Genomic DNA, 6,406 nt, shown 5'->3' with positions numbered 1-6,406 from the left:
GTCTGAACCGGCCTTTCGACGGGTCTGAACCGGCCACTCGACGTCAGGGACGTCAGGGAGTCGCGTAGGCGATGAGCTGGGCGACGACCTCGGCGGTGGCTTCGTAGCCGAGCATGTGGCCCTTGCCGGGGAACTCGATCAGCGCCGACCCGGGGATGCCCTCGTGCAGCGCATAGGCGTAGGGCGGCGGGGTCAGCCGGTCCTTCGACCCGACCATGATCGTGGTCGGCACCGTGGCCAGCGCGGCGAGCGACGCGCGCTCGTCCATCCCCTCCAGGGCCGTGAAATAGGAGCCCATGTCCTTGATCTTGGTGCCCGCGATCGCCTTGCGCACGAGCGCGACATCGCGGGGGTCGGCGTCGTCGCCGAAGTTCAGGTGGCGCTGATGCCGTTTGGTCACAAAGACCCCCGCGGGGATCCGCGGACCGCGGGCCGCGACGTGCATGACGCCCATCTCGATCTTGCCCACCCATCCGGGGCGCGAGACGTCGGCGGCTGCGGTCCCGAGCAGAAGCACACCCGCGACGCGGGCGATCACGTCGGCGGGGTGCAGGCCCGCATACGCCATGACGGTCATGCCGCCCATCGAGTGCCCGCACAAGACCAGCCGGCCCCGGCCGCCGCATTCGTCGATGACCGCCGCGAGGTCCTCACCGAGCAGCCGGATCGACGGTGCGACGCTGCCGGGCACCGACTCGCCATGACCGCGCTGGTCGTAGGCAACCACCCGGATCGGCAATCGCTCCTGCAGACCGCGGATCACCCGGCTCCACAGCGTGCGGTTGAGTGTCCACCCGTGCGCGAGCACGACCACCGGGAGGGCCGGATCGACCCGGCCCACCGGGTCATACGTCTCGCCGACGATGCGTGCGCCACCCGGCCGGGGGATCTCGAAGCGCTCGCCGCTGAGCCGCTCAGGCATCGGTCAACTCCACGATGACCGGAGCGTGGTCGGACGCACCCTTGCCCTTGCGCTCCTCGCGGTCGATGACCGCGCCGGTCACCCGCGCAGCCACGTCGGGCGAGCCGAGGACGAAGTCGATGCGCATGCCACGGCCCTTCTGGAAGCGCAACTGCTGGTAATCCCAGTAGGTGTAGACCTTCGGCCCCGGCAGCAGCGGGCGCACCAGGTCGACATACCCGGCATCGAGGATCGCCGCGAAGGCGGCCCGCTCGCGGGGCGAGACGTGGGACTTGTCGATGTAGAACTCCATCGACCAGACATCCTCATCGCGGGGGGCGATATTCCAGTCGCCCATCAGCACGCTCGGCCCGTCCGCGAGCCAGCCCTGGGCGGCGTCGCGCAACCGGCCGAGCCAGTCGATCTTGTAGTCCATATGGGGGTCAAGGATGTTGCGGCCGTTGGGGACGTAGAGGCTGTTGACCCTGATGCCACCGCAGGTCGCCCCCAGGTGCCGCGCCTCGGCGCTCGTCGCCTCACCCCACAGCGGCGCGTCCGCGAAGCCGGCGACCACATCGGTCAGCCCGACGCGCGACGCAATCGCGACACCATTCCACTGGTTGCAGCCGTGGTGCGCGACTTCGTAGCCCAGTTCCTCGAAGCGGAAGAAGGGGAACTGATCCTCGCGGGTCTTGGTCTCCTGGATCGCGAGCACATCGACGTCGGAGCGCTCCAGCCAGGGGATCACGCGCTCGATGCGGCTCCGGATGGAGTTGACATTCCATGTCGCGATCCGCATCCGGCCACGGTAACCGAGCCCGCGCCCGGGCCGGCGGGCCACCCCCGCACAACGCGACTGGAGGCGACGGCGGGGCGGTTGCGAACGGCATACGGGATCGGGGTGGAGGTGCTGCCCGCTGATCTGGGCGTGCGCGCGGACTTGGCGCGTGTCGCCGACCGGGTGGCCGACTTCGAGCGGCCGGTCGAGGTGCCGTCAACAACGCCGGCTTCGGACTGGGGCACGGCTTCCTCGACACGGAGATCGCCGACGAGGAGGCGCTCTTGGATGTGCTGTGCCGGGCGGTTCTCGTCTTGACCCACGCCGCGGCCAAGGCCATGCGGGAGCGCGGACACGGGCGCATCATCAATGTCTCATCGGTGGCCGTCTTGATCGCGGGCAGCAGCTATTCGGCCGCGAAGTGGTATGTGACGGTGCTCACAGAATCGGTTGCCGGGCGGCTGGCGGGATCGGGCGTCACGGCGACGGCGCTCTGCCCGGGATTCGTGCATACCGAGTTCCACCAGCGGGCCGGGCTGGCCATGACAGGGATGCCCGAATTCGCCTGGCTCCCGGTTCAAAAGGTGGTCAGGGAGGCCCTCGCCGATGCGGACCGCGGGCGGGTCGTCTCGATCCCAGGGCGCGGCTACCGGGCCGTTGTCGGCCTGCTGCGCGTCGCACCGCGCTCGCTCACCTGCAACCCGCGGATCATCGACCGGCACCGAAAAGGCAAGTACCATCGATCGGCACCAGGACCTGTCCCCCATCTCACCTGGAGCACACCCCATGTCTTTTCCCTCTTCGTCGCCGCGCCGTGCCCTCGCGCTGGTCGCCTCCGGAGCCACCTGTGTCGGCCTGCTCGCCGCCGGACTCCCGAGCGCCTCGGCCGCCCCCGAGCCGGCGCCTCAGGCCGCCTCTAGCGCCGCCACGGGGAAGTTCCTCAAGCTCTGGTCGGCCGAGTGGATGGCCGGCCAGAAGTCCTTCACCACCGCCCAGGCCCAGGATCTCGCCCGCCGGATGAGCGTCATCGTCGCGATGCGCGGCAAGTTCACCAAGGACATCGCGGCGATGAAGGCAGCCAATCCGAGCCTGAAGGTGCTGGCCTACCGCAACGCCACCTTCGGCGGCAAGGGCTATGCCGACAGCCTCTACGCCAAGAACAAGTCCGGTCAGAAGATCTACGCCCGCAAGTGGCCCACGACCTTCCTGATGAATCTCTCCAGCCCGGCCTGGGCGGCCGAGGTCGGCAAGAGCTGCGTCGAGTTGATCAATGTCAGCAAGTACGACGGCTGCTTCCTCGACGTCCTCGGCTCCGGCCCGCTGATGGGCAACTACCTGTCCTCGATGCCGGTCACCAATGGCAAGCAGTGGACGCACCCGCAGTGGATCGGCTGGGCCGACGACATCACCGTCGCCGCCAAGAAGGCCACCGGCGGCAAGACCGTCATGGGCAATGGCCTGGGCAACGGCCGGCGGTACTTCTCGACGACGATGTCCTCCAAGGGCCTGGTCGCCGGCAATGACGGCATGGAGCCGGAGCTCTTCGTCCGCGAGGCCCACTCCCCGGTCGGCGCCTACTACAGCGAGACCAACTGGAAGCAGGACGTCGACATGATGATCGACGTCCAGAACAAGGGCAGCCGCGTCCTGTCGATGACGAAGCTGTGGACGAATGCGTCCGAGACCCAGAAGAACGCCTGGCACAAATACGCGCTGGCGACCTTCTTGATGGGCTCGAACGGCAACTCCTACTTCTGCTTCCTGCGCGACAAGAACGCCGGCGCCTCGTGGGGCGCGCACCCCTTCAACCAGATCGACATCGGCACCCCGACGGGGTCCTACACCAAGATCGGCACGGGCATGTATGCCCGCAACTTCACCAAGGGCAAGGTCGTCGTCAACGTCGGCAAGTCGTCCTCGGGCCTGCGGCTGACTCAGGGCGCCCGCACCCTGGACGGCGCCCGCGTCTCGGGGTCGGTCACCGTGGCTGCCCACTCGGCTGAGATCTTCCAGTACTGATCCGCCCGCCCCATACGCTTGCCGTATGACTGCCTTCTCGCCGGACCGGGAGCGCCTCCTCGCGCTCATCAAGGACAAAGCCATCGTTCACGGTCGTGTGACGCTCTCCTCGGGTCGGGAGGCCGACTATTACGTCGACCTGCGCCGGATCACCCTTGACGGGGAGGCCGCGCCGTTGGTCGGGCGCGTCATGCGCGAACTCGTGGCCGACCTGGACTTCGACGCCGTGGGGGGCCTGACCCTGGGCGCCGACCCGGTTGCGACCTCGATGCTCCACGCCGCGGCCGCGGCGGGCGAGCGGCTGGATGCCTTCGTCGTCCGCAAGGCCGGCAAGGCGCATGGCCTGCAGCAGCGGGTGGAGGGGCCGTCGATCGCCGGTCGCCGGGTGCTGATCGTCGAGGACACCTCGACCACGGGCGCCTCGCCGCTCGATGCGGCTGATGCGGCGCGCGACCTCGGTGCCGAGGTCGTCGCGGTCGCGACGATTGCCGACCGGGCGACGGGGGCGGCGGAGAAGTTCGCGGCCGCCGGCCTGGCCTACCGCCACGCCTTCTCGCTCACTGACCTCGGGCTGGCCTGAGATGACGATGGATGCGGGAGCCAAGGCGCGGGTCCGCGAGGTGCTTCTCGCCCGGGCGCGCGAGGAGGTGGCCGCGGCGCAGGAGAGCGTCGGGGCCGAGCAGGCCGCGGGCAAACTCGACCAGGACTCCTCGTTCTCGGTCGACGACCAGTCCCAGACCGACGAGGCCGGTGGCCTCGCGGCGCTCTTCGAGGAGACGGTGGCGAGGCAACAGACCGCGCTCGCCGAGCTCGAGACGCTCGACTTCGGCCCCCGCGAGCGCGTGTCCCCGGGGGCGATCATCGGCCTCGACGGCGACCGCTACGTCGTCGGAGTGGTCGCCGGGGCCCTCGATTGCGACGGTGTCACCTACGAAGGCATGTCGATCGACAGCCCGCTGTATGCCGTGCTGGCCGGACACCGCGCCGGCGACACGGTCGCTTTCCGGGGCCGCGACCACCGCATCGATTTCGTGGCCTGAGATAGCCGCCCACTGCGCGCGTGGAGTCGCACGCAGTGGGGATACTTTCGGCGGGCGGGTTCGCACGGCATACGGAAGGGTGGGGGGTGTGAGGGACTTCGACGGTCTCGTCGCGGAGGCCGATACCGCTGATGTGTCGGGTTAGGATTTCGGGTGGCTCGACGGGCGAGCGACCGAAGAGCGCCCGCCCTGGGGTTACAGCCGCCAACTCGCGGACCGGCTCGCGCACGTGGGATCCGCACTCGACGTCGACACCGGCGCCGGCGAGGTGCTCGCCGAGATGCCGGTCCTTCCCCCACGGATGTGCGCCACGAGGGGTGGACGGTCATCTTCCTCGGGCCGGTCCCCGACATCCGCCGCGGCCGCGACCCGCGCCTGGAGGCCGCCGAGGCGGAGTATCACGGACTCGAGATCGTCAACCTGCAGACCGCGCGCTGCCGAATGGAGTTCTTCGACGTCGGCGCCGTCGTCTGGATCTTGCGACGCTGCGTCTGGTGGGTGCCGGACTTCTCGGTCGAGCGCTACCACGATGCGCTCGCGCGCATGCACGCGGTGATCGAGCGCGACGGTGTCTTCGTCGCGCACTCGACGCGGCACCTGATCGAGGCGCGGCGGCCGGCGCACTGAGCCCTGTGGTCCGGCCTCCGGACCGGCATTCGCGGGTCTGCCGCGCCCCGGCCGGTTAAGCTTCCAGTCGGCGACCGGACCATCCCGGCGCCCCGCCCGGCCACGGTCGGCTGACGAAGGAGTGCCCGTGCTCATTGCGATCCTCGTGATCCTCGGTCTGATCGTGCTCGTCGCGCTCTGGGCCGTCGGGGTCTACAACGGCCTGATCAAGCTGCGCAATCTGGTGCAGGAGGCCTGGCGCCAGATTGACGTCGAACTCAAGCGCCGCCATGACTTGATCGGCAATCTCGTCGAGACCGTGAAGGGGTACGCAGCGCACGAACGCGGCACCCTCGAGGACGTCATGAAGGCGCGCGGCGCCGCCATGGCCGGCGGACAGACACCGGCGCAGCAGGCACAGAGCGAGGGCATGCTCAGCGCCGCTCTCGGGCGCCTGATCGCGGTGGCCGAGGCCTACCCCGACCTGAAGGCCAACCAGAACTTCATGGCCCTGCAGAACGAACTGACCTCGACGGAGGACCGTATCGCCTCCGCCCGGCGTTACTACAACGCCAATGTCCGCGAGCTGAACACCAAGGTCGAGACCGTCCCGAGCAACTTCGTCGCCGGCATGTTCAACATCAAGCGCGAGGAGTACTTCGAGGTCGAAGGCGCCGAGCGTGACCCGGTCAAGGTCGACTTCGGGCAGAGCAACTACAACATCCCGCCGCCGGCCGGCTACAACTCCCCGCAGGACACCGCTCCCGCGCAGATCCCGACCACGCCGCCCCCGGGTCAGCTTCCGCCGAGTCAGTAGCCCGCCCAGCGCCCGCGGGCCCACCCGCAGTCTTTGCGAACTGCCTACCGCCAACAACGTGGGGTGATCACCCCAGGTGCTGCCCGGTAGGCCGTCGCATGAGCGGGTGGATTCAGTCCTGAAGCAGGGTCGTCAGGATGCGCGTCAGACTCGCTCGGTCGGCCGCGCTGAGCCGTCCGAAGAAGGCCTCCGCGCCCGCGCGCCGGCTTTCGGCCACGGCGCCGGCGGCGTACTGGCCGGCCTCG

The 6,406-nt window shown here is 69.2% G+C and carries 7 protein-coding genes and 1 pseudogene; 6 read left to right on the top strand and 2 right to left on the bottom strand.

The window, feature by feature from the left end; all coding sequences use genetic code 11:
• Window positions 1–52 precede the first annotated feature (52 nt).
• Both PKH97_RS12355 and PKH97_RS12350 read right to left on the bottom strand, forming a co-directional pair.
• Entirely contained in the window at window positions 53–922 is an 870-nt protein-coding gene (locus PKH97_RS12355) for an alpha/beta hydrolase (RefSeq protein WP_324387776.1), read from the bottom strand.
• Complete coding sequence (locus PKH97_RS12350) at window positions 915–1,700, bottom strand: exodeoxyribonuclease III (RefSeq protein WP_324387775.1); 786 nt, start codon at window positions 1,698–1,700, stop codon at window positions 915–917. Before PKH97_RS12350 ends, PKH97_RS12355 begins: the two co-directional genes overlap by 8 nt.
• A 215-nt stretch (window positions 1,701–1,915) precedes the next feature.
• Here PKH97_RS12350 and PKH97_RS12345 point away from each other — a divergent pair.
• From PKH97_RS12345 to PKH97_RS12320, 6 genes and pseudogenes are all read left to right on the top strand, one after another.
• A pseudogene (locus PKH97_RS12345) lies at window positions 1,916–2,149 on the top strand (SDR family NAD(P)-dependent oxidoreductase); the annotation flags it as partial.
• A 316-nt stretch (window positions 2,150–2,465) separates the two neighbouring features.
• Window positions 2,466–3,698 (top strand): putative glycoside hydrolase, encoded by a 1,233-nt coding sequence (locus PKH97_RS12340; RefSeq protein WP_324387774.1) that lies wholly within the window; start codon window positions 2,466–2,468, stop codon window positions 3,696–3,698.
• Window positions 3,699–3,723: 25 nt separating this feature from the next.
• Window positions 3,724–4,278 (top strand): orotate phosphoribosyltransferase, encoded by a 555-nt coding sequence (pyrE, locus tag PKH97_RS12335; RefSeq protein ID WP_324387773.1) that lies wholly within the window; start codon window positions 3,724–3,726, stop codon window positions 4,276–4,278.
• A 1-nt stretch (window position 4,279) separates the two neighbouring features.
• Window positions 4,280–4,738 carry a hypothetical protein gene (locus PKH97_RS12330; protein WP_324387772.1) on the top strand — a complete coding sequence of 153 codons (459 nt, stop codon included), beginning with the start codon at window positions 4,280–4,282 and terminating at the stop codon, window positions 4,736–4,738.
• 303 nt (window positions 4,739–5,041) lie between these two features.
• Complete coding sequence (locus tag PKH97_RS12325; protein ID WP_324387771.1) at window positions 5,042–5,365, top strand: hypothetical protein; 324 nt, start codon at window positions 5,042–5,044, stop codon at window positions 5,363–5,365.
• Window positions 5,366–5,492: 127 nt separating this feature from the next.
• Window positions 5,493–6,161: a LemA family protein gene (locus PKH97_RS12320; RefSeq protein ID WP_324387770.1), complete on the top strand. Its 669-nt coding sequence runs from the start codon at window positions 5,493–5,495 to the stop codon at window positions 6,159–6,161.
• Window positions 6,162–6,406: the final 245 nt, after the last annotated feature.

Origin of the sequence: Nostocoides sp. (genome assembly GCF_035343835.1) — a bacterium.
Taxonomy (GTDB): domain Bacteria; phylum Actinomycetota; class Actinomycetes; order Actinomycetales; family Dermatophilaceae; genus Nostocoides_A; species Nostocoides_A vanveenii.
Note: the sequence above shows the minus strand (reverse complement) of the source record. Positions and strands in the feature narration are given on the sequence as shown.